Source organism: Candidatus Thiothrix putei (assembly GCA_029972225.1).
Classification (GTDB): Bacteria; Pseudomonadota; Gammaproteobacteria; order Thiotrichales; family Thiotrichaceae; genus Thiothrix; species Thiothrix putei.
Window position 1 is genome coordinate 3,556,118 of the sequence record CP124756.1, and the last position, 21,054, is coordinate 3,577,171.

Sequence of the window (21,054 nt, forward strand, 5' to 3'; positions counted from 1 at the left end):
GTCTATCTGATGGATGTTCTGTTGCGCGTTAGTGAGCATCCCGCTTCTCAGGTGCAAGACCTTACGCCAAGATGTTGGAAACAACGGTTTGCGGATAAGCCATTGCGCTCGGATTTGTTTGCGGATGTCAACGACGGGCTAGAATGACCGTTTACACCGCAAGTACTGAATCCGGTTACTGGATTTCTTGCCGCTTAAGGGGAGCTGTTCCGTGAACAGTTACGATACTGTAAGCGACCATTTCAGCACGTCTAGCCCTCGCGATTTCCACGTCCTAAACTGGTTTCCAACCTGAACAACCGAAGGAAACCTCAATGAAACGCCCTCACCGCCGCGCCAGCGAATGGCAAACCCTCATCAGCCAATGGCAAGCCAGCGGCTTATCCGCCCCGGCATTTTGTGAACAGCACAGTATCGGTTACGCCAGTTTTTGCCAATGGCGGCAGCGTCTACGCTCCGCAGATGGCGTGGAGGAACCAGCCGTTCCCGCCAATACCTTCATCGACTTGGGAGCATTATCGGCGGGTCATGCCGCGCTGGGGCAAGGCTGGCACATTGTGCTGAGTTTGGGGAATGGTGTTGAACTACGCCTGAGCCAACGCTGATGTTTGCCCCCGCAGCCACCGCCCGCATCTGGCTATGCACCCAAGCCACCGACATGCGCAAAAGCTTTACGGGGCTGACCGCTTTGGTGAAAAACCAGTTAGGGCAAAATCCCCTGAGTGGGCATTATTTCGTGTTTGTGAACCTACGTAAAACCCAGATGAAGATCCTCTATTTTGAACCCAGCGGCTATTGCTTATGGAGCCAACGCCTGGAGCAGGGCCAATACCGGGTGCAGCCGACAACCAGCGGGCAGCGCGAACTGACCCGGACGGATTTGCAGTTGATTTTGGCGGGCATTGAGGTGCAAAAATCCAGACAATTCAAGCGTTACCAGTATCCTGTGCAGCCACATTCTGGTACAATAAGCCCATGATTTTAAAGCCATCCACCCCGTCTGACACCAGCGTTCCCATGCCGCCGATTGTGGCGGAAATGCTGGCGTTGCGTGAGGAAAATGCGGGGTTACGTGCAGACAATGCCGTCCTGCAACAGGCAGTTTCTGAATTAAAACGCCAACTGGTGTGGTTCAGGCAACAGGTCTTTGGCAGCAAATCGGAAAAGCGTCCGGTTGAGATACCGGTGGCGCAGTTGCCGTTGTTTGCCCCCGCCGCCACCCCGGTTGCCGCACCCGAGGGTGAAAGCATTACCGTCACCTACCAACGCGGCAAAGCCCCCAAGCTGCGCCCCGATGACTGCGTGAATGACAGCGGGTTACGCTTTACCGCCGATGTCCCGGTCAAGGTGATTCACCTCACCCCGCCGGAACTTCAGGGGGAAGAGGCCGACCAGTATGAGGTGATCGGCACCCAGGTGACCCATCGGGTGGCGCAACGCCCTGCCAGCTACCTCATCCTGCAATACGAGCGCCCCGTCATCAAACGCAAGGGCAGTGCTTCGGCTTCGCTCAGCAACCCACCACTTCCCAGCCCTGCACCCGCCAACGTGCTGGAACGTAGTGTCACCGATGTCAGCTTTTTGGTGGGGATGTTGGTGGACAAGTTCCAGTACCACCTGCCGTTGTACCGCCAGCACCAACGCCTGACCCAAGCGGGGATCACCCTCAGCCGCACGACGCTGACCAATGCGGTGAAACGTGCCATCGACCTACTCAAACCCATTGCCGAAGCGCAACTCGCCAGTGTACTGCAAAGCAAGCTGCTGGCGATGGACGAAACCCCCATCAAAGCCAGCCCCACAGGCAACGGCAAGATGAAGCAAGGCTACTTCTGGCCGCTGTACGGGGATCAGGATGAAATCGTCTTCACCTTCTCCGCCAGCCGTGGGCGGCAACACATTGAAAAGACTCTTCGCCAACAGTTCAGCGGCACACTGCTCAGCGACGGTTACCGTGCTTATGCCAGTTACGTCAACGCCAATGACAAGATTACCCATGCCCAATGCTGGGTACACAGCCGTCGCACCTTCATTGCCGCCGAAACCGCTGAACCCCAAGCAGTACGCCAAGCCCTTGACACTATCGCGGCACTCTATCAGCACGAAGCCCGGATTAACGAGAAAAAACTCGACGGGGAAGCCAAACGTACCTACCGCCTCACCCACAGCAAGCCGTTGGTCGACCAGTTCTTTGAATGGTGCCAAACCCAATTACAACGTACCGATTTAATCCCCTCCAACCCGCTGACCAAAGCCCTTGGCTATGTCATCCGCCGCGAACACGAACTGCGCGTGTTTCTGGAAGATCCCGACGTACCAATGGATACCAACCACATCGAACGCGCCCTGCGGCCCATCCCCATGGGCAGGAAAAACTGGTTGTTCTGCTGGACAGAACTCGGCGCGGAACACGTGGGCATCATCCAAAGCCTGATCACCACCTGCCGCCTGCATGACATTAACCCGTATGTCTATCTGATGGATGTTCTGTTGCGCGTTAGTGAGCATCCTGCTTCTCAGGTGCAAGACCTTACGCCAAGATGTTGGAAACAACGGTTTGCGGATAAGCCATTGCGCTCGGATTTGTTTGCGGATGTCAACGACGGGCTAGAATGACCGTTTACACGATACTGACTATTGTGGAAACCTGCAAACGCCTAGGTGTCAGCGCTTACCGAATTATCCGCCAAGCGTGCCAGCAGGCACTGACCAAAAAACCAGTGACGGTGCGTTTGCCGATTCCTCCACCGCAAGTACTGAATCCGGTTACTGGATTTCTTGCCGCTTAAGGGGAGCTGTTCCGTGAACAGTTACAAATCGGTGGTGATGGTCAGATCGTTCATTCATCAAGCATAGCTCAAGCTGGGGCAGTTGCAAGCTCGTGAACAGTTACCACCCACAAAGTTATCAACGGTAATTTCTTGGTGAATACGTAGTGATCGTCCGTTTTCTTTGTCAAGTTCCGATAGATCAAACCAAAATTACATTCACTGTAAATTTTTTAAGTTTTCTTTCTTCATGCGCAAACATTTCACTTTTTGGCGCAATGTTCTTGCAATATGACAAGGCGATAAAAACCGATCCCTAATTTGCGAAGGTCTTTACTGTCCGAGTTCCAATCAGACGGGGTTCCAGATAGCATTGGTCCAATCTCAATAGTTGAAACTTGTTCTGGCAATAAAAAATCGAATTGATAGGTATTTACAGATTCTGTTGTAAGTTGCCATACCTGCGTTATTTGCCCCATGCGTAACCATACAGGTTTACCTATTTGTTTAGGTATTGTACGCGCAGTTATAACCAAACAAATCTGACCATGTAACGGTTCTCGTAATTCAATTCTGACAATTGGACTCAGTTTAGCATCACTCCATCGCCCCCATTCTTCAACCATCGACAGTCCTGCCGTAGATGCTACAAACTCCGGTATCCCTAGACGAGAAAACACGAAACCCTCTTCCAATGTTGCTGGGTAGCGTTTCGGACGCCAGTCAAACGTTTCACGTTTGATGTAATAACTGCTGTACTCATCACTTACTACGGGATTCAGCATTAGCCAAAAGAGCCAAGCATAAAATAAACACAGCAACACGATTAAACCTAATCGAATACGGTTAGCAATATTCATATAACAAATACGCGACCAGAAAACCACGCCATAACCATAAAACCAGCTATTCCAGCAGCGTAAACGCCACCAAGTAATTTTAATAATGGGAATCGATCAAAGACAAGCACTAACCCAAATAAGAAAGGGGCTTGCCACATTACATACCGTGGCAAAGAATCTAGTCCTGTAGCTAATGGTAACAAGGTAACACATATTAGAAAAATTGCATAATGATAATATTTGTCAATCAATAACCACCCACTCATAATAAGACTGAATAATGCAAAGAATGCCATATAAGTCGATCGCCCCCCTTCCATCAATCCAAACCATAAATTTGTAAACGGGTTACTTAAAGATCTTCCCCATGCTACTTGTATATGGCTAAAAGCTAAAGCATCTCCTACATGTAAGTGAAGGTACAGCATGTATCCTCCCAAACCAACAGGTATTAACAATAAACCAAGCAGGAATGTCAGGAGCAATGAAAAATTATTTCTAAATAATGAAAATTGAGAAAAAAGCTGAAAAAAATAAGGAAACAGAAATAATATACCAACAACTCGTGTAGCAGACAAAAGACCCGTTAAGAAGCCTACCATTATCCATTGATGTTGTTTCAATGCAACAAATGCCATAGACGTGAGAAAAAAATACAGTGACTCAGTATAACCAACATGGGCGTAAATAATATAAGGATTAAAAGCTACTAAAAAACCTGCCAAAATCTTCTTCTTACTACCTAACTCTTTCTCAACCAATAACATGAAGGCGAATATAGCTATCAGAAGAAAAAATTTACTGGTTATGACCAAAGCGAGACCTGCTGAAATACCAAAAATATTTTTAACAGCAATCGCCAGTAACGGAAAAAGAGGAAAAAACGCCCAATTTGCAGCATTTCCTGCCTCATGCTCTTTTGGCTCCAAAAAGTATCCTTCATTCACGATTGAGGCATACCATCCACAATCCCATTTACAGGCTGAACTCAACGAAGAACTACTCGCCCCAAATTCAGCAACAGCCAAATCTGCAAAACCTTGCACGAAAATATTACTAAATATAAATAACAACAGAGCCAATGTCAGTGTTTTTTTATAGTGGTGCCATAATAAGTATACTTTCATCATATTACCTGAATACCCATAAATGAGATAATAAGAAAAATGCACTTGAATATACAACACCTGCGATAACTTGAGACACTATATCCCCAAACCCAATCTGTAAACTTACATGTAAAACAATGAGGTTACATAAATAAGCTACTGCAAACACAATCAGAAAACGCCTGAACTGCTGCATGACGAATCTATTGCCTACAGAAAATACGAACATCTTATTCAACAAAAATGAACACATTAATCCAACAGTATAACCCAAAATATTAGCCATATAAGGCGACATGCCCAACATCATCCCACCAAAAATAACAGCATAACCAATAATAGTATTAACAATGCCAACCGAAAAAAAACGTATAACTTGCGCAAATAATTTACTTTTCAACACAAGAATAACCAACCCATTCATCAATTATATAAATAGGGCGACGCTTAGTTTCCAGAAAAACCTTCCCCACATATTCACCAACCACCCCCAAAGATAGCATTAATAACCCACCAAGCAAATACATTGGAATCACAATAGATGACCAACCAGCAATTGCATAGCCCAACCAATGACTTGTCAGTGCATACAGGGTCATGAAAAGTGATAGAAGAAAAACAACGCTCCCCGTCAAAGCAATCAGGCGTAAAGGAATAACTGAAAAAGAAGTAATTCCGTCCCATGCTAACGCCAGCATCTTACGTAACGGATATTTACTCACACCCGCCTTACGCTCGGCACGTCGATAAAACACAGTGCTGACTTTTCGGTGCAGTAACGGTGGCAACCCACGTAAAAACAGATTTTTTTCTGGGAAGCGCTGTAAATTTTGCAATGCTTTTGCTGACATCAGGCGGAAATCCGCATGATTTTCAACCAAATCTACTCTCATCCAGCGCATTAACTTGTAAAATAACATCGCAGTATTACGTTTGAACCAAGTATCGACTTCACGTGATTCCCGCACTCCCAAAACAATTTCAGCACCGCGACGATATTCCTCTAACATTAAGTGAATCGCCGATAAATCATCCTGTAAATCAGCATCAATACTGACAGCAACGTCACAATATCCTATCACCTGATGCAAACCACACAGCAACGCACCTTGATGCCCGACGTTAGCGGCTAAACGTATTCCGCGCAAACACCCTGGGTATTGCTCTACCGCTTGCACAATTAACTCCCATGTTGTATCACGCGAACCATCATCGACTAATAGAATAAAACTACTCAATGAAGAGTTAGAAGAAGCACTTAAGTCATCCAACACTTTTACCATTTTGGGAATACTAATTGGCAGCATCTCACTTTCATTGTAACAAGGCACAACCAATGCGATTTGAACTTTCCTCATCATATCAATAACCTGCAAGTAATCAATCTTAGTCCTGTTGTGATCAAGCAAAACCATTTATTCAGGGACGACTAGTTATTTAGTTTAGTTGCCTTAAATATCAGTTGCACATCACCCAAATGCCCATATTCTGGTGCTGAATACATGTCAATAGTCGCATCAGAAAAACCGGCATCTTTCAGAGTATTCAATATATCCCATCCAAAATCGGTAAATACCAGCGAACCCTCTGCTGAAATAGGGTTGCCATGATACATCGGGGGTAAATGATGGGCTAATCTTCCCTTATCTAGTAATTGTGCACGATTTACCGAAGTACGTTGATCAACATGAAAGGGAATGCTCGCTAACATGATACCTTGGGGCTTGAGGACTCGCGCACATTCTGCAAATGCCTGAGCAGGGTGTGGCACGTGCTCGAAGACGTCATTGCTAATGATGAAATCAAACTTTTCATTCGCGAAACTAAGGTTTTCAACATCTTCGTGCCGAATACCATTAATTGTGCTTCCAGAGGCATATTGATGCCCTAAGTACTCGCTCCCTATCACTTGGTGCTGTGGAAACGTCGTGACTGCCCATTGGTAAATCGGAGTAACTTGTTCCATGAAATAAAGGCTTTTTCCCGCTGTGTTGGCTAATGCTTGATGGATCAAGGTTGCAATGAGGCGTTGGCGATTATTCATTTTGCACAGGGGGCACTCAAGCCGTTCTCGCCAGTTTGGCTGCCATCCGGTGGTTAGATATTGCCCACCAAATTGTGCATCTACTAACAATGAGACGTTGCGGTTGCAAGGCACACAAAAACCATTCACGGTAAACATTTCACTGTCAATCTGTGCCAAATACTGCTGGGCGAGGCCTTGATGGTCTTTTATCGTCGAATGCTTAAGCAGTTCCTGATATTGTTGTTGATCGTGTGCTGAACCAACAGGTAATAGTGCCGTATTTGGCATAGGTGTCGGCACTGCCAAAAACTCTGAATACAAGGATAGCGGGTATGTGTTACGTGTGACGGGCATTCCCAGTTCCGTAACAATATCCGCTAAAATCAGCCATGCAGCGGCTGCACCCCAGTGTTTTTCTGCAAAAAATTGGCTATTTTGGCTAATTTGATTCCAACGGGTTTCGTCATGGTATAGTAAGCTAATCGCATCAGCAATCGCTTGTGGTGTATCCGCTACGACAACATTTTCGCCATCCGTAAGCCCCATACCTTCTATGGCAATAGTGGTCGCAACAACAGGTAAACCGACGCTCATGGCGCTGCCGATTTTGCCTTTGATGCCTGCTCCATAGCGCAACGGTGCTACAGATAGACGCATTTTGTCCAGCAACGGGGTTAGATTTTCGATAAAACCTGTGATAATAATGTCGTCCGATGCAAGTGCTTGAATCTCAGGCGGTGGCGTGCTGCCAACCGCATAGAAACGTACCTGTGGTAGTTGCTTGCGTAGCAATGGCATGACGGTTTCGGCAAAGTATTTGACAGCATCAACATTGGGCGCGTGCTGATAACTGCCAACGAATACTAGGTCTTTGCGTCCCTGGAATCCTGTGGTCATACCACCCGGTTGCCGTGAATAGGGTAATAAGCGGATGACATCTTTCGCAAGCAGAGGTTTTAACAGCTCAAGCTCTTCCGTGCTGATGACCGTGGCAATGTCAGCGGTAAGAATGGCATTGATTTCACGTTGTTTTATGTCCTCTGCCCGTTGTGTTAAGGATGAGGTTTGGTGTAACGCAGCCTCCCGTGCTACCCGCAAAAAGTGCAAATCGACTGTGTGGAAGAGTACCTTGGCTTTCGTGCAATAGCGCCGAATGGTTTTTATATGGTGTTCAAAGACCGCTAACCTGTTTAGAAAAACCAAATCATAACGCGAGCCATATTCTTTAACGTGTTGTTCAACACTAGTGACCGTCGGAGCGTAGAGCATTTCAACGCCAACACGCTGTAATGCTGGGGTGTATTCCGGCATGTAGAAGAAATTGTCTTCGGGAATAAAAGTCACTTGAAAACCCATTTCCCGCAGTAGCAGCATGTGGTTATAGGCATCAATTGAACCAGAGTCCTTATTCGGTGTTGGGGTACAATGGTCAATGAATAAAACCCGACGGGTGGCGGCACGGTCTTTTGCCTGATCCACGTGTTGCCCTGGTGCTTGATGCAACTTGAGTCGATTGTTCCAGCGTTCAAATTGTTTTTGAGTATTCACAACTTGATAGGCTTTAGCTCCTTGAGTTAAGTCTGTCCCAGACGTAATACCTTCATAATGAATGACAACGGATAGCGGTTGATAAATAACCCGGTAGCCCTTATCGCGGATTTTCAAAGCAAGGTCACTGTCTTCACAATAAGCCGGTGTATAAAGCTCGTCAAAACCTCCCAGCTCGTTGAATAAGTCCTTAGGAATCATAATAGACGCGCCCGAACAGTAATCGACCTCTCGCGCATAATTATAAACGGGCAAGGTTGGATCTTGACAACGCCCGAAGTTCCAAGCACTACCGTCTTGCCAAATGATACCACCCGCTTCCTGCAAAAGTCCGTTAGGATAGACCAGTTTAGAACCCGCTAAACCCGTACCAGGGAATTCATGGAAAGTCCTTAATAATTCATCTGCCCAATCGGGAAAGACTTCAGTATCATTATTTAAAAACAATAAATACTCGCCAATAGCATGATGTGCGCCATTGTTGCAAGAACGAATAAAACCCTGATTTTGCGCATTTCTAATAAGACGAATGCCATTGACCTCGGACAAGGTATTGTAAGAATCATCAGGCGAGCAATCGTCGACGACGATGATTTCAAAGGCAGTATTCGGTGGATTCAGAGAAATCGAGGCAATGCATCTGATCGTATAATCTATTTTTCCGTAAATCGGAATAATGATAGAAATAACCGGATTTTCCGAAGACGGAATCACTAATGTTTTCGGATTTGCTAATGTACTGCGGGCAAGTGGTGACTGGAGCAATGGCGAAGTGTATGCCGGTAACGTTCCGGGGTGGCTGCCAGTAGCAGTTAAAATACGCGGGGATAGTTTGGCAATCCACTGCCGATGTTTAGATTTAGTCTCGATACTGAACGGGAGCGCCTGATACCAGTGCTTGATAAACCGTAAACCAGCTTTAGCGTAACGCTTCATATTAAGCTGCCAGCTAACTGGCAAGGTGTAATAGTATCGTTTAACCTCAGCGAGCAAGATTTTAATGAAGTGTTTTAGCTTCGGTAAAAATAAGATCGTTAGCTCTTTGCCTTTACGTAACGGGGCAGTTACTTTCCATGAGTAGCTGGCTAATAGACCTGTGATGTGATTATCGCGTTCAACGATTGCTTGCTGAAGATTAACAATTGCTTGCTGAAAATTAACTATTTGTGTGTCACGTTCTGTAACGATTTTTTCCAAGGCTTGCGCCCACCGTGCAAAGCCAACATAATGTTTCAATAGATCTAAGGATTCTGGGTACAGTGTGGACATTTTCAGGTCTGGTAAGGGACTCATTGCAGAGCCACACACCGCTATGAAATAGATGGGACTTTGCAGAATACCCGCATTAGCATTCAAGTCATTGCCGTTATCAGACCAAACCGAGGCAGTATCGGGTGCTATATCCAGTGGTTGAATAACGGATGCTATCTGTAAACGTTGCCCTGCGTATTGAATCAAGGAAAATTGCGTGCGGAGCAGGGTATCAAACTCCTGAAAATCCAGCTCCTTGACATGGAATTCATTGTGTTCACCACTTTCCTCCGAATAAACAGGACGATTGGGGGAAGAAATGATAAAAATGCCGTTAGAATGTAACACTCGTCTGATTTCAGCAAGCATTTGTTCTTGTTCGACGAGATGTTCAATGGTTTCAAAGGAAACAACAACATCAAACGTATTATCAGAAAAGTTGAGGTTTACCGCACTGCCTTGCTGAAACTGGAGATTCTTTTTTTCATACGTTTCGGATGCGTGAGCTACGGCCTCATGCGAAATATCAACACCAATAACGCTATGCGCAACCTCAGCCATCATAGCTGAGCCATACCCTTCACCGCACGCAACATCTAGCACCGTTTTTCCTTTGATTAGCTCAAGTACCATGGCGTACCGATGGTAATGCTCCATGCGGATTCTGCCTTGCTCAGTAGGTATATAGCGCTCGCCTGTAAAATTCATAAAAACCTTATTTCCTCGCAACTATTGTCAGAGCTGACGGATATTCGAGCGAAAAGATTTCGCAAGAGTTAAACCCAGCCCTCAAAACAGTTTGCCAAACATCTGCACCAAATTCAGTGAAAACCAATTGATCATCCGCGAGAATACCAGATTGGCCATGATAGCTAGGGGCTAGACCTGCTCGTGAACGACTCAGGCGATTAACAATGATTGGGACTGTAAAAATACATTTTCCATTGTAACGTAACACCCGACGGCATTCAGAGAGAGCTCTCTCTGGATTAGGCACATGTTCCAACGTATCGGAGTGCACCACCAAATCAATGCTCTCAGACTCAATATCAAGATTCTGCATATCAAATTGTGGATATTCAATCAGTCTATGTAAGGGTAGCTTTCCAAGAAACTGAGTCAAATTTCCAGCAGCATTTATTTCAAGAATTTTTATATCGCTCATAGACTCACAAAACTGATTAAGGGTTCCTTTGAATCCAAGCTCTTTGAGAATACAAGCTGATAAACTCATTGCACGTAAATTATTATTACATTGTCTGCAATGGAAACCTTGTTGGCGATTAATATATTCAGCCTCATTTTCGGACAATTGCCAAGCATTAATAAGTTGAGGCCAAAGTACAACAGTTGTCGAGAAATCTTCTCCACCACATATGGGACATAATTCAGAAAAAAGTTGCATCAGTGAGCTTCCAAAACTATTTTTTTCATCGGGACTCCAACTAACCCAAAGCAAATTGAACTCGTATGTACTCGAACAATCAGCGCGTCATGCGTCCAGTGGTGCTGAATGTGACTATCTTGAGTTCCTTCAGCTAGAGCGGCATCAATACTATAATCACCAGGAGGTAATATCGGTAGTCGAAAGTCAAAGCGGGCAATAATTTCAGACCCTGCATTCACGAAAAGAGGAACATCTCGATACGCAAGAAATGTGTTATCAGCAAAAATTGTTTGGCCAAGACGATCCTTAAATACGAAACCAATTATTGGACGAAAAATCTCTTTACGTGCCAAACACCGGATCTCTAACATCACACTCTCACCACCAACAATCCATGAAAAAGGCACTCTATTTTGATCGAGAATCCGTACTGATATTATTTTAGCATCACCTGTACCAAATCCAGCTTGATCAGGGTCAAAATTGAAAACTTCAATATCATTACGCAAAGTAGACGAGTTGACTAGACTTGTACGCATATCATTATATTCATCTTGATCATATATTTTGTTATCTATCTTAAAATTTTCTTCAGTTTGAATTCCATCCACATTCTGGCTCGATTCATATAACATCGAAAGATAATCTTGTGTTACTTCCTTTGGTTTACCTATTTTGGTAATCGTTCCATCACTAAGCAAAATAGCTTTACTGCATAAATTAATGACAGCACTAGTATCATGACTAACAAAAATCACAACTCCTGTTTGCATGAACTTACGCAGAAAACGCATACATTTTTGTGTGAAAAAAGCATCTCCCACTGCCAAGGCTTCGTCAATGACAAGAATATCGGCATCCACATGTGCAATTACCGCAAATGCTAAGCGCACATACATCCCACTGGAATAGGTTTTTACCGGCTGTTCAATAAAATCGCCGATATCCGCAAATGCAGCAATTTGCGCAAAGCGTGCGTCAATTTGCTCACGACTCAATCCCAGCATGGTAGCATTCATATAGACATTTTCCCGTCCGGTAAATTCTGGGTTAAAACCTGCACCCAGTTCCAAAAGGGCAGCGACTCGCCCATTCACAGTAATCGTACCGATCGTGGGGGTTAATGTGCCGCAAATCATTTGCAGCAGGGTGGATTTTCCAGAGCCATTACGCCCAATAATACCTACGGTTTCACCCTTGCGTACAGTAAAACACACATCCTTGATCGCCCAGAAATCGCGGCAATACTGCTTACTTCCACGGGCAAACATTTGCAGTAAGCGGTGATGTGGCTTGTCGTAAATGTGGTAGTTTTTTCCTACCCCTTCAACCTTGATGGCAATCTCAGAGGACATCCGCAAACCCTCGGCGTGTTTTCTGAAACCATGCAAAGCCTAACCATGCCGTCATGCTCGCAAATAGTGCGTAAATCAACAGTCCACTCCAATCCGGCAAATTTCCCCAAATCACCACCTGACGGGTTTGCTCAATAATAAACGTCAGCGGATTCAATAAGAGCCACTCCTGAAACTTTTCTGGCAACGCGGATAACGGATAAAACACAGGACTCATAAACAGCAACACAGTCGTTAACAGCCCAGTAATTTGTACTACATCCCTTAGGTATACGCCGAGTGACGCTAAAAACCAGCTAACACCCATGATCCCTACCACAAAGGGTAACCATACCAGCGGCAGTAATAATACTGTCCACGGCACATGGTTCATTAATGCCAGTTCCGCCACTAACAGTATCAACACACTAATACCGGTATGAAACAAAGCCGATATCAAAGTAACCCAAGGCAATATCTCTAAAGGAAACACAACCTTCTTCACATAGTTAACATTAGACAAAATCAAACTAGGTGCTCGGTTCAAGCATTCTGCTAATAAACCGTGCACTACCAACCCGGCAAACAAAATAACAGCGAAACTCCCTTGATTCGCGTTCGTATCCACACCCCAACGAGCTTTGAACACAACGCTGAAAACAAACGTATAAACCACCAGCATGAAAATAGGGTTAAAGAACGACCAAGCCAGACCAATCATTGAACCACGGTAGCGCCCTAACACTTCACGCTTACTCATTTGCCAAATAAGCTGACGGTTACTCCATACAGATTGCACAATTGCCAGTGGGCTAACAGAAAGGGGTTGATATAATTTCATGAATACATTAAATCTTCTTTAATAGAGCAGCAGCGATAAGCCCCAAATGGCTCCACAGCGGCTCACGGTAAATACCGACTTGCCAGAAACCCAGCAATCGAGGGAGTAACCAACGGCTTCTTGCCCGAAAGAACTTATCTAGTAACTGTTGATTACGCGGGGCAAGAATACCACGATTGCACATTAATGAGCGTAACTGACCGTCATTTCCGTTCCTAAACTTACCTTGCCATACAGCACGTACTGTCTGCAAGCGTAACATTCGCGTTAGCCAATGAGTTTCCATCCCAATCAAATTAGTACTATGCTGGCGGTAGCGTAAGTAAGCCCTAGAATCATAGAAAACATTACCACCCGCCCCCGCAACCAACAGATATAGCCACCAATCATGTGCAACCGCAGTGACCGAATGACCAACAGTCCGCAATAAGTTACAAGCAGCATGGTTGAAAACCATGGTATTACCGTTAGCAAAGTTTTGTGTTAAAGAATGAACAAAACACGGTTGACGAGTGAACAGTGGTGACAAGCTAACGCCAATGTTATTTTCATCGACCAAATGCATACGGGAGCCATACAAAGCTGGTATGTTTGCTGGCACGGAAGATAGCCAATTTACTGCCCGTTGAAGCTTGTCAGAGTCCCAAATGTCATCCTGATCACAAAAAGCATAATAATCAGCTTGAATACTTGGATTACAAGCCAATGACAAAAAGTTAGCTGCAAAGCCGCTGCTTGGCCCATGCACAACAGACAAACGCTCCTGCGACCATTTTGCTCTATACTCAGCCAGAATAGAGAGGGTATCATCTTGCGAGCCATCATCAGACGCCCACATCACCCAGTGTGGATAGGTTTGAGCAGCCACTGAATCTAACTGGTCACGCAAATAACGCTGACCATTATAAGTACAGAGCAGGATAGCAACCGTTGGGGTGGTACTCGGATTCAAGACACAATGACTTCTTTTCTATCAATAAACCATGAAATATATCCTGTTCAAGCTCACTCTGTATACCCTGCTGTTGCTGTTCAACCTATTACTGGCACGTGGGATAGCAGAATGGCTCATCCCTGATGCTCACGCCCACCCAGCCAGTAAGTATCTATGGCAGATCATGGTTTACTTATTGATTTTCTTCTACCTGCGCCTGCTGACACGGCGCATGGTAACGACTTCAGAAACCTGGCTCATTCTCAAAGGCAACAGCATTGCGCTAATCATCAACTTTGCGTTGATGTCATTGCTCAAACAGTCTGATCAGTATTCACGTCTCATTATTCTGGTATTTTTTAGCCTTAACCTGCTGCTACCTATTTGGATTTACTACCTAAAACGGCGTTGTCTGCAACACCCGTTGCTACGTGAGCGGGTACTCGTTATTTGTGACGAGACTGCTTGTGAAGATTCACGTCAATGGTTAGCGGCTGACAATCCGTTTGGTTTTGACATTGCGGCAACGGTGAACATTAACCACTATTCGCCCGAAGGTTTGCAAACCATCGTCACCAACATTCTGGAAAAAGAGCACTTCTTCGCCACCATCATTATGCTGGAAAACACTGGCATGGAGCGCATGTTCTACCTCATGGATCAAATCCAGCACAAAGTAAAACGTATCCTGCTCGTGCCACGCATGACTTCACTACCGATGTTTAATGCTGAAGTTTTCAACTCCATTAACCAGAAAGGCTTGATTTTCTTTGTCCGCAATAACCTGTTGAGTGACAGTGACCGTGCCTTTAAACACGTCTCCGACTTTATGTTGGCGCTCTTGCTAACCCTGCTGCTTTCCCCATTCTTATTGGGTTTGTACGTGTGGGTATGGTGGGCGACGGATGGCAAACCCATTTTCAAGCAACAGCGTGTCGGGCAAGACGGCAACGTCTTTAAAATCTACAAATTCCGTACCATGCGCCCAGATGCTGCCGAACAACTGGAAAAAATCCTTGCCGCTGACCCCGAAGCGCGTGAAGAATGGGAACGTGACCACAAACTCAAAAATGACCCGCGTATTACCCGCGTCGGGCATTTTTTGCGGCGTACCTCTCTGGATGAACTCCCGCAACTGATCAACGTGTTACGCGGGCAAATGTCACTGGTCGGCCCAAGACCCATTGTGGCAGAAGAAATCGTTGATTATGGCGAATACATCGACTATTACCAGCAAGTCAGACCGGGCATCACGGGCTTGTGGCAAGTCAGCGGGCGCAACGAGTTGAGTTATGAGGAACGCGTCCAACTGGATGTCTGGTACGTGCGCAACTGGTCACTCGAATTAGATTTAATCATCCTAACCAAAACCTTTGTAGCGGTGCTGCTGCGCAAAGGCAGTTATTAAAAGTAGCAACCAAGAGACATAACACATGCAAAAACTCACCTGTTTCAAAGCCTACGACATTCGCGGCAAGCTAGGGGACGAGCTTAACGACGACGTGGCTTACCGCATTGGGCGGGCATATGGGGAATTTATCGGCGCAGGCAAGCAAGTCGTGGTCGGCGGCGACGTGCGTTTGACTTCCGAAACCTTGAAGTTGGCGTTGGCAAATGGCTTGCAAGATGCAGGCGTTAACGTTATCGACATCGGCATGACCGGCACGGAAGAGATTTATTTCGCCACCTTCCACCTTGGCGTAGATGGTGGCATTGAAGTCACCGCCAGCCATAACCCGATGGATTACAACGGCATGAAGCTGGTGCGCGAAGGTTCACGCCCCATCAGTGGCGACACCGGTTTGAAAGACATTCAGCGCATGGCGGAAGAGAACAACTTTCCACCCGTCACCCAACGCGGCACACTCACACAACAATCCTGCCTTGCCGATTACGTGCAACATTTGCTCGGTTACATCGACCTCAAGGCAATCAAGCCGCTGAAACTGGTGGTGAATGCGGGCAATGGTGCGGCGGGTCACGTCGTGGATGCGCTCGAAGCCGAATGCCAACGCCTGCAAGTGCCGATTACCTTTATCAAGGTGCATAATGAGCCGGATGGCACGTTCCCGCACGGCATCCCTAACCCGCTGCTACCGGAAAACCGTGCCGATACCCGCGATGCGGTGTTGGCGCATAACGCCGATATGGGGATTGCGTGGGATGGCGATTTCGACCGCTGCTTCCTGTTCGACGAAACTGGCGAATTCATCGAAGGTTATTACATCGTCGGCTTGTTGGCAGAAGCGTTCTTGCAACAGCATCAGGGTGCAAAAATCATCCACGATCCGCGCCTGACCTGGAATACGATTGACGTGGTAGAAGCGGCGGGCGGCGTACCGATTCAATCCAAAACCGGGCACGCTTTCATCAAAGAGCGGATGCGACTGGAAGATGCGATTTACGGCGGCGAAATGAGTGCGCACCACTATTTCCGCGACTTTGCGTATTGCGACAGCGGCATGATTCCGTGGTTGTTGGTAGCGCAATTAATGAGCGTGAAAGGGCAAACACTGTCCACGCTGGTGAGTGAACGCATTGACAAATTCCCATGCAGTGGTGAAATCAATTTCCACGTTAGCGATGTGAAAGCGTGCATCGCTGCCGTGCGTGAACATTTCGCGGCATTGCAACCGCTGGTGATTGATACCACCGACGGCTTGAGCATGGAATTTGCCGAGTGGCGTTTCAACTTGCGCGGTTCTAATACCGAGCCTGTGCTGCGCTTGAATGTGGAATCGCGTCAGGATATGGCGCTGGTGCAAGAACAAGTTGCGAACATCAGCCGCTTTTTCTAATCCCATGAGGGCGGTTCGTGAACCGCCCTTACACTCCGCCTACGCTAAATCTGTTCCACAAATGCCCAATCAATGCTGAGATCAGGCAAGACTTGCAGGGCAAGCGGCTCGTCCATGCCATACACGGAGGGGCGGCTGTACTTGCCTGCCTCATCCAAGGTATACACCATGACCCAGCGTTCGGTGGGATGCACAATCCAATATTCACGCACGCCGTGCTGCTCATACAAACGGGTTTTGGTGTGCATATCCTTGAGCGTGGTGGCGGGTGACAACACTTCCACAATCCAATCCGGCGCACCTCGACAGCCTTTATCATCCAATTTGGAGCGGTCACAAATCACGGTTAAGTCGGGTTGAACCACGGTGTCTACCTTGTCATCCGCCTCATTTTGACGTGGCAAACGCACATCGAACGGCGCAACATAACCTCGGCACGATTTACCTTGCAGGTAATTACGAATCTGTCCGCCCAACTCAAACACGATTTCCTGATGAATACGGGACGGCGCAGCCATCGCATAAGCGATACCGTCGATTAACTCCCAACTCTCATCTTCCGACCAGCGGGCATAATCGGCGTAGGTGTAACGTTCTTCCAATTTTTCGGCAGTAGACATTGCTGTTCTCCACAAAGCAGGCACACCGCAAACATAGCACAGCCGCTGGTTTTGGGGCAGGCACTTTGCAAACATGACACGCCTGATAAACTGTGCAAAAATCAACAACTCCTGAAGGAAGCCGGATTATGAACACACCATCCCAAGACACCCAACAAATGCTGGATGTAATGCGTAAAGCCGTCGAAAAAGCCCTAGACCGCAAAAAACGCCTTGGTCAATACGCCGTCATTTGGCAAGATGGCAAACCCGTGCTGGTCGGAGAAGATGCGCCAAAACTGCAAGACAACCATACCATGACCCGCCCACATCCCGCATAATTAGCGTTTTCCGCACTCTGGAGCATTGGATGGCACAGTACATTTACACCATGAACGGTGTCGGCAAGGTCGTCCCGCCGAACCGTTACATTCTCAAAGACATTTACCTCAGCTTCTTCCCCGGCGCGAAGATCGGCGTACTCGGCTACAACGGCGCGGGTAAATCCACCTTACTGCGCATCATGGCAGGCATCGACACCGACATCCTCGGCGAAGCCCGCCCGCAACCCGGCATCAATATCGGCTACCTCTCGCAAGAGCCACAGCTTGACCCCACCAAAGACGTGCGCGGCAACGTCGAAGAAGGCTTAAAAGTCATCAAGGATGCGCAAGCCCGCCTCGATGAAGTCTACAACGCCTACGCCGAACCCGATGCCGACTTCGACGCACTCGCCGCCGAACAAGCCCGTTTGGAAAACATCCTGCAAGCCGCCGACGCGCACAACCTCGAACACACCCTCGAAGTCGCCGCCGACGCGCTGCGCCTGCCCCCGTGGGATGCCGATGTCACCACCCTCTCCGGCGGTGAAAAACGCCGTGTGGCACTGTGCCGCCTGCTACTGTCTTCCCCCGACATGCTAATTCTTGACGAACCGACCAACCATTTGGATGCCGAATCCGTTGCATGGCTGGAACGCTTCCTGCAAGACTTCCCCGGCACTGTCGTCGCCGTCACCCATGACCGCTACTTCCTCGACAACGTGGCAGGCTGGATTCTGGAACTCGACCGTGGGCAAGGTATCCCGTGGGAAGGCAACTATTCCTCGTGGCTGGAGCAAAAGCAAAATCGCCTCGCGCAAGAAAGCAAAGCCGAGCAAGGCCGCCAGAAAGCCATGAAACAGGAATTGGAATGGGTTCGTTCCAACCCCAAAGGTCGTCATGCCAAGAGCAAAGCACGGATGCAGCGCTTTGAAGAGCTGTCTTCCAGCGACTACCAAAAACGCGCCGAAACCAACGAAATCTACATCGCTCCCGGCCCGCGCCTTGGCGATTTGGTGATCGAAGCCAATGGCATCAGCAAATCCTTCGGCGACCGCTTGCTGTATGAAAACGTCAGCTTCAGCCTGCCCAAAGGCGGTATCGTCGGCATCATCGGCCCGAATGGTGCGGGTAAAACCACCCTATTCCGCATGATTACCGGGCAGGAACAGCCGGATGCAGGCACATTCAAAGTCGGCGAAACCGTCAAAATTGCTTACGTTGACCAGTTCCGCGACGACCTCGACCCCACCAAAACCGTGTTCCAGGAAATTGCCGACGGACACGACATTATGACGGTCGGCGGTTACCAGATTCAGTCACGGGCGTATTGCGGACGTTTTAACTTCAAAGGGGATTCACAGCAAAAACGCCTGTGCGATTTGTCAGGTGGGGAACGCAACCGCGTGCATCTGGCGAAATTGCTCAAAGAAGGCGGCAACCTGTTGCTGCTGGATGAACCGACCAACGACCTCGATGTGGAAACCTTACGGGCGCTGGAAGAAGCGATCCTCAACTTCCCCGGCTGTGCTGTGGTGATCTCGCATGACCGCTGGTTCTTAGACCGGATTGCCACCCACATCCTCGCGTTTGAAGGTGACTCCACCGTGACGTGGTTTGAAGGCAATTACAGCGATTACGAGGAAGATTACAAGCGTCGCCACGGCAATGACTTGAATCCGCATCGTATTAAGTACAAACGTCTCAAAGCCTAAAAACACCGCCAGAAGGCGGCAGAAGTTTCTTCACTTCGTGCCGCCTATCGGTTTCGGTGGGGTGCGTTCAGCCAATAATTTCATCACACCAAATACCAGCAACGGCAACATGAGCAAACCGTTGACCACTATTTCCCACCAGTCATGTTGCAACCAACGATTCAGGTGCGCAAGCAGGTAAATTATCACATAAGCCAGTAGCCCAAAAAACAAGAGACGCACGGCATAATCCGCAGAATATTGCCCAATGTGTTTGGCTATCCAGCCGTATTGCAACGGCGTTGCCAATAGCAGCAAGAACAGAGCCAGCGCCACACCGTTATGTGCATACGCGTTTCCCAACTGATACACCCCAACGAAATAGGCAATCGTACCAATAACAGCAATCAATGCTGTCAACTTAGCCTGCCCACCGCCTTGCAACACCCAATAACCGGTAACGGTATTGGAGTGTAAGAAAAAAAATACGGCGATAATCTGCAAGGTCAACGCACTTTGTTGCGCAAATTCAGGGGAAATCCACAGCGATAAAAACGCCCCTCCCACCGTAATCAACAACACCGCAATCACCATACTAATCAGAAACATGATGTCACCAACTTTTCGGTACAAAGCCAATAACGCACTGCGTTTATGCAAGGTAAATAACTCGGTAAAACGCGGAAAGGCAATATGCACCAAAGTATGAATAATACCATTCGCCATTTGTGCGATAGTAAATGGTATCTGATAATACGTTACTGTCTCTGTACCAATCACCATACCAATTAGCAATTTATCGGCACGATAAGCCACCGAACTGACAAAGTTGCCCACAAAGGTATAAAAGCTAAACGACACAATTTCCTCAAAAATAAGACGATGAAAATAGGGGAAAAACCGAATGCCGCGCGGCAGAATTCTAAGACTGAACACGTATCCTGCCACAAAAGCCAATGCTTGAATGAGCGCATAGCCCCACATCACCGTAACCAGCGAGTATCCAAACAACAGTAGCAGCGTTGCCAGTACAATCCCCCCAAGATTACCCGCATTATGAATAACCGCAGGGACATCAAAACGGTGATAGGCTTTGCACACATTCAGAAAAAACTGATTAATGTAACTAAATAGCAAAGGTAAGGCCGTAATGCGCAAGACTTCCTGAGCTAACGCCCGCTTTTCAGACGCTGTATACAAAGCATTGGCAATAGCAGGTGCAAACACATACAAGGCAAGCGCACTCAGTAGACCGATCATGACGTAGACCAGCAAGGCCACACCCAAGACTGGCTCTACCTTATGATGCTCACCGCTGACTTCGTAAGCTGACACGTATTTGATAACTGATTGACCAACACCTAAATCCACCAATGTCATAAAACCAATCAACGCAGTGCAAATAACGTATAAACCATACAAATCAACACCCAGCCTCATCACCATGACGGGAATGGTAGCCAAGGCAGCCAATAGCGGCAAAACATAGCCAATGACGCTAAAAATAACATTCCGTTGTGTATTTTGCATACTTACTCTGGTCTTTTTAAAAATTTTATCGGCAATAAAGGTTCGTTTATTTTTTGAAATTAAATTTTCACAA

At 47.1% G+C, this 21,054-nt stretch carries 20 protein-coding genes; 9 read left to right on the forward strand and 11 right to left on the reverse strand.

All coding sequences use genetic code 11. The annotated features are described in order from the left end of the window. Positions 1 to 9 precede the first annotated feature (9 nt). From QJT81_18225 to QJT81_18245, 5 genes are all read left to right on the forward strand, one after another. Positions 10 to 147, forward strand: a complete 138-nt coding sequence (locus QJT81_18225) for a hypothetical protein (GenBank protein WGZ93702.1) — start codon at positions 10 to 12, stop codon at positions 145 to 147. Positions 148 to 314: 167 nt separating this feature from the next. Next, a complete protein-coding gene (locus QJT81_18230) occupies positions 315 to 605 on the forward strand; it encodes an IS66 family insertion sequence element accessory protein TnpB (protein WGZ93703.1) in 291 nt (96 codons plus the stop codon). Beyond that, positions 605 to 979, forward strand: coding sequence for an IS66 family insertion sequence element accessory protein TnpB (gene tnpB, locus QJT81_18235; GenBank protein WGZ93704.1), 375 nt, complete (start codon positions 605 to 607; stop codon positions 977 to 979). The genes QJT81_18230 and tnpB overlap by 1 nt, the downstream gene beginning before the upstream one ends. Further along, positions 976 to 2,616 carry an IS66 family transposase gene (locus tag QJT81_18240; protein ID WGZ93705.1) on the forward strand — a complete coding sequence of 547 codons (1,641 nt, stop codon included), beginning with the start codon at positions 976 to 978 and terminating at the stop codon, positions 2,614 to 2,616. Before tnpB ends, QJT81_18240 begins: the two co-directional genes overlap by 4 nt. Next, complete coding sequence (locus QJT81_18245; GenBank protein ID WGZ93706.1) at positions 2,613 to 2,789, forward strand: hypothetical protein; 177 nt, start codon at positions 2,613 to 2,615, stop codon at positions 2,787 to 2,789. The genes QJT81_18240 and QJT81_18245 overlap by 4 nt, the downstream gene beginning before the upstream one ends. 242 nt (positions 2,790 to 3,031) lie before the next feature. Here QJT81_18245 and QJT81_18250 read toward each other — a convergent pair whose 3' ends face one another. From QJT81_18250 to QJT81_18290, 9 genes are all read right to left on the reverse strand, one after another. Then, positions 3,032 to 3,628 carry a hypothetical protein gene (locus QJT81_18250; protein WGZ93707.1) on the reverse strand — a complete coding sequence of 199 codons (597 nt, stop codon included), beginning with the start codon at positions 3,626 to 3,628 and terminating at the stop codon, positions 3,032 to 3,034. After that, a complete protein-coding gene (locus QJT81_18255; protein ID WGZ93708.1) occupies positions 3,625 to 4,740 on the reverse strand; it encodes a hypothetical protein in 1,116 nt (371 codons plus the stop codon). The genes QJT81_18250 and QJT81_18255 overlap by 4 nt, the downstream gene beginning before the upstream one ends. A 1-nt stretch (position 4,741) precedes the next feature. Then, positions 4,742 to 5,122 carry a GtrA family protein gene (locus tag QJT81_18260; GenBank protein ID WGZ93709.1) on the reverse strand — a complete coding sequence of 127 codons (381 nt, stop codon included), beginning with the start codon at positions 5,120 to 5,122 and terminating at the stop codon, positions 4,742 to 4,744. Further along, positions 5,109 to 6,080, reverse strand: a complete 972-nt coding sequence (locus QJT81_18265; protein ID WGZ93710.1) for a glycosyltransferase family 2 protein — start codon at positions 6,078 to 6,080, stop codon at positions 5,109 to 5,111. The genes QJT81_18260 and QJT81_18265 overlap by 14 nt, the downstream gene beginning before the upstream one ends. A gap of 68 nt (positions 6,081 to 6,148) precedes the next feature. Beyond that, positions 6,149 to 10,252 (reverse strand): methyltransferase domain-containing protein, encoded by a 4,104-nt coding sequence (locus QJT81_18270; protein ID WGZ93711.1) that lies wholly within the window; start codon positions 10,250 to 10,252, stop codon positions 6,149 to 6,151. A gap of 7 nt (positions 10,253 to 10,259) precedes the next feature. After that, the gene (locus QJT81_18275; GenBank protein ID WGZ93712.1) at positions 10,260 to 10,949 is read right to left on the reverse strand and encodes a class I SAM-dependent methyltransferase; all 690 of its coding nucleotides are present in this window, start codon (positions 10,947 to 10,949) and stop codon (positions 10,260 to 10,262) included. After that, positions 10,949 to 12,286 carry an ABC transporter ATP-binding protein gene (locus tag QJT81_18280; GenBank protein ID WGZ93713.1) on the reverse strand — a complete coding sequence of 446 codons (1,338 nt, stop codon included), beginning with the start codon at positions 12,284 to 12,286 and terminating at the stop codon, positions 10,949 to 10,951. The genes QJT81_18275 and QJT81_18280 overlap by 1 nt, the downstream gene beginning before the upstream one ends. After that, positions 12,276 to 13,106 carry an ABC transporter permease gene (locus QJT81_18285; protein WGZ93714.1) on the reverse strand — a complete coding sequence of 277 codons (831 nt, stop codon included), beginning with the start codon at positions 13,104 to 13,106 and terminating at the stop codon, positions 12,276 to 12,278. The genes QJT81_18280 and QJT81_18285 overlap by 11 nt, the downstream gene beginning before the upstream one ends. A gap of 7 nt (positions 13,107 to 13,113) precedes the next feature. Then, entirely contained in the window at positions 13,114 to 14,058 is a 945-nt protein-coding gene (locus QJT81_18290; protein ID WGZ93715.1) for a glycosyltransferase family 2 protein, read from the reverse strand. 31 nt (positions 14,059 to 14,089) lie between these two features. On the opposite strand from QJT81_18290, the gene QJT81_18295 reads away from it, so the two are divergent. Both QJT81_18295 and cpsG read left to right on the forward strand, forming a co-directional pair. Then, a complete protein-coding gene (locus QJT81_18295) occupies positions 14,090 to 15,448 on the forward strand; it encodes an exopolysaccharide biosynthesis polyprenyl glycosylphosphotransferase (GenBank protein WGZ93716.1) in 1,359 nt (452 codons plus the stop codon). Between the two features lie 25 nt (positions 15,449 to 15,473). After that, positions 15,474 to 16,838 carry a phosphomannomutase CpsG gene (gene cpsG, locus QJT81_18300; protein ID WGZ93717.1) on the forward strand — a complete coding sequence of 455 codons (1,365 nt, stop codon included), beginning with the start codon at positions 15,474 to 15,476 and terminating at the stop codon, positions 16,836 to 16,838. Between the two features lie 44 nt (positions 16,839 to 16,882). On the opposite strand, the gene QJT81_18305 is transcribed toward cpsG, so the two are convergent. Continuing rightward, on the reverse strand, positions 16,883 to 17,458 hold the full coding sequence (locus tag QJT81_18305) for a Uma2 family endonuclease (protein WGZ93718.1): 576 nt from the start codon (positions 17,456 to 17,458) through the stop codon (positions 16,883 to 16,885). Between the two features lie 128 nt (positions 17,459 to 17,586). On the opposite strand from QJT81_18305, the gene QJT81_18310 reads away from it, so the two are divergent. Together QJT81_18310 and ettA are read left to right on the forward strand one after the other, a co-directional pair. Then, positions 17,587 to 17,778, forward strand: coding sequence for a hypothetical protein (locus tag QJT81_18310; GenBank protein WGZ93719.1), 192 nt, complete (start codon positions 17,587 to 17,589; stop codon positions 17,776 to 17,778). Between the two features lie 29 nt (positions 17,779 to 17,807). After that, a complete protein-coding gene (gene ettA / locus QJT81_18315) occupies positions 17,808 to 19,472 on the forward strand; it encodes an energy-dependent translational throttle protein EttA (GenBank protein ID WGZ93720.1) in 1,665 nt (554 codons plus the stop codon). Positions 19,473 to 19,502: 30 nt separating this feature from the next. On the opposite strand, the gene QJT81_18320 is transcribed toward ettA, so the two are convergent. Beyond that, positions 19,503 to 20,981, reverse strand: coding sequence for an oligosaccharide flippase family protein (locus tag QJT81_18320; protein WGZ93721.1), 1,479 nt, complete (start codon positions 20,979 to 20,981; stop codon positions 19,503 to 19,505). Positions 20,982 to 21,054: the final 73 nt, after the last annotated feature.